General features: G+C 57.6%; 1 protein-coding gene. It reads right to left on the bottom strand.

What is annotated here, in order from left to right:
• Nucleotides 1-8: 8 nt before the first annotated feature.
• Nucleotides 9-1,373 carry an IS66 family transposase gene (gene tnpC / locus NDI54_RS21370; RefSeq protein ID WP_406600220.1) on the bottom strand — a complete coding sequence of 455 codons (1,365 nt, stop codon included), beginning with the start codon at nucleotides 1,371-1,373 and terminating at the stop codon, nucleotides 9-11.
• Nucleotides 1,374-1,584: the final 211 nt, after the last annotated feature.

Consider the following 1,584-nt stretch of genomic DNA (forward strand, 5'->3'; position numbering starts at 1 on the left):
GTACGTGTTTACTCCGAGGATTCAACCGCCGGCACAGCCTGAGCCCGTGAAACCATTTCGTTGTCTCGGGAGACTCGCTTGAGTTCGTCGTAGGGATTGCGTCCCTGCTGGCGCCACGTCGCCAGCAGGGACAGTACCGTCTCGTGAACGAACATCCCGCGGTCGTTGCGAAGCGTTCCGATAAGTTTCCGCAGAACCACCGGCTCACGGAGTGCGTTTTCGGCAGCATTGTTCGTTGGGGAGACCGCTGGCTCACCGACGAAGGTGAGCCAGTGGTCGAGGCCACCTTCGATCTTTCCGAGGAGTGTTGCCACTGGTCCGTCGGGAACTGGCCGCTCAACCAATGATTCAAGCTCTCTACGTGCTACGCGCTGTAGTTCTGCTCGCTTACGAATGGTCAAGTCGCTCTCCAGCCGAGTCTGGAGAGCGACGTACAACTGCCTGAGAGAGTCGTAGATCGGTTTGCCTTCTGGCTGCTTTTCGGCGACATCTTCAGCCTCCCGCAGAATATGCGCCCAACACCGCTGTAGATTGTCGCTGAAGGCTGGATAGGCTGTCCATCCATCACAGATGACCGTTCCCGCGAAGTCCTCGCCGAGGACTTCCGCGGGAACATCGCTCCCACGACTTTCTCTAACCGCGTACAGCGTGTGGTTCTCGGTGGTGAACGTCCAGATCCATGCCTGTTCGCCGTCCCGCTTGATTCCTGTCTCATCGATATGAACAACATCAGTCTGCTGGATTTGACGGCGAATCTGTTCGTATTCACAGCGACCGGCGCGCGCAGCGCGCTCGGTCGCGTGCCATGCGGACGCGCCTGACAACTCCAGTCCGTGCAACTGCTCGAAACGGTCTGCAATCTTCCGGTAGGGCAGGCGGTAATCGTACCTCGACAGTGCTGATTGAGCGATCACGTTCACCCCGAACTGCCCCTCATCGGGGCAGTTGGGGTGTGTAGCGACTGTCTCGGTTCCACAGGAGTCGCACTGGTAGCAGTGGCGGTTGTACTGAGTGATTTCCGGTGGCTGTGGATCTGGTATCTCCTCGACGAGTCGGGGGCTGACGCCCTCCGACTCGTCGAAGTGTTGGCCACACTCTGGACAGCAGTCACAGGTGACCTCAACTTCTTCGTCCGGATCAGCCGTAGAGCGCCACTCCGGGTCATGACCATCCTTTCGTCCAGGAGTGCCGCCGTCCGTTCTGACATCGTCGTCTTCGTCGTCTTGCGAGGTCGGGGACTCGTCAGTCCCCGACCGTCGCTTACTAGGCGGTGTATGTGGATTCTCGTATTTGCGAAGGCGTGTTTCGAGTTCTTCGATCCGTTCATCCTTCTCCTCCAGCTTCTCTTCCAGCTCGTTGATTCGCTCTTCCATCTGGAGAAACCGTGAGAGAAGTTCGTCTTTGCTGAGATCATCCCAATCCACTATGACCACCTCAGCGTTATCTCAGCAGGGTCACCGGGATGGTCTCCGCCCGGAGACCATCCCTGGAGAAACTCAATTAGACCTTGCTGAGGATGCATATCCCCTCGATTGGTCTCCTGCTACGAGACAGTGGCGAAATTCATCGAGGCTAAACACATAC

The organism is Haloarcula terrestris, assembly GCF_031624315.1.
Classification (GTDB): domain Archaea; phylum Halobacteriota; class Halobacteria; order Halobacteriales; family Haloarculaceae; genus Haloarcula; species Haloarcula terrestris.